A 1413-nucleotide genomic window follows, 5' to 3' on the forward strand; every position below is an offset into this window, starting at 1 on the left:
TGCGAGCAGGTGTTCCGCCCGGACCTGCAAGGGCGCGCCGTGGTGGTGCTGTCGAACAACGACGGCTGCATCGTCGCCCGCTCGCGCGAGGCCAAGGTCCTTGGCCTGCGCATGGGCGAGCCCTGGTTCAAGGCCCGCGAGCGTCTGCGCCAGGCGGGCAGGGCACCGCAGCCAGCCGGCGAGGTCACCGCGCTGTCCAGCAACTACGCCCTCTACGCCGACATGAGCAACCGCGTCATGCGCCTCCTTGGGCGCTTCGCCCCGCGCCAGGAGGTCTACTCCATCGACGAGAGCTTTCTCGACCTGAGCGGGCTGCCGGAGCCGGCCGATGCCATTGGCCAGCGCATCCGCTCCACCGTGCTGCAATGGACCGGGCTGCCGGTCTGTGTCGGCATCGGCCCAACCAAGACCCTGGCCAAGCTCGCCAATCATCTGGCCAAGCAGGATGCGCGCTGGAACGGCGTCTGTGATCTGCAGGCGCTGGCCGAGCCCGACATCGACCGGCTGCTGGCCGACGTCCCCGTGGGCGAGGTCTGGGGTGTGGGCGCCCGACTCGCCCGGCGGCTGCAGACCCTCGGCATCGACACCGCGCTCGCCCTGCGCCAGGCCCCACCCAGACAGGTTCGACAGCAGGCCTCCGTGGTGCTCGAGCGCACCGCGCTGGAACTGCGCGGCATCCCCTGCCTGGCCCTGGAGGACATGACCCCGGACAAGCAGCAGATCCGTTGCTCGCGCTCCTTCGGCGCCCCGGTCGCAAGCCTTCGGGAGCTCACCGAGGCCATCACCACCTTCGCCAGCCGCGCCGCCGGGAAACTGCGCGCCCAGCAGGGCGAGGCCGCCGCCGTGGCGGTGGAGATCCAGACCAGCCCGTTTCGCACCGACAGCACGCCCTATGCCGCCAGCCGCAGCGTTGCGCTCGCCACACCCAGCGCCGACACCCGCGCGCTGGTCGCCGCCGCCTGCCAGGGCCTGCGCGCCATCTACCGCCCGCATCGGCGCTATACCAAGGCCGGCGTCCTGCTGCTCGGCCTCGGCCCCGCCGCCAACACCCAGCCGAGCCTGTTCGATGACGCCCACAGCCAACAGCAGAGCAGGGCGCTGATGGCCACCCTGGATCAGATCAACGACCGCTTTGGCCGCGGCAGCCTGTACCTGGCCAACGCCCGGCCCACCGCGCGCACGGACACCCACCCAGCCCCGCGCTGGGCCCGGCGGCAGGACCACCGCTCACCGCGCTACACCACCCGCTGGGACGAGCTGCCCGTGGCACACTGCTGAGCCCACCAGACGCCGCAGCCGCCCCGACACCTGCCACCCCCACCTGCCCATGACCACCGCGCCCATTCACATCCACACCTACTCCGGCATCGCCTTCGACCTGCGCGCCCCCACCCCCGACATGGTGCGCCTGGA

Annotated in this window: 1 protein-coding gene; it reads left to right on the forward strand. The window is 71.8% G+C overall.

Annotated features, from left to right (window positions below; translation table 11 throughout):
* A partial coding sequence (locus F2Q65_RS19235) for a Y-family DNA polymerase (protein WP_150095011.1) occupies positions 1 to 1278 on the forward strand: 1278 nt, incomplete at its 5' end.
* Positions 1279 to 1413: the final 135 nt, after the last annotated feature.

It is taken from the genome of Thiohalocapsa marina (assembly GCF_008632335.1).
Lineage (GTDB): Bacteria > Pseudomonadota > Gammaproteobacteria > Chromatiales > Chromatiaceae > Thiohalocapsa > Thiohalocapsa marina.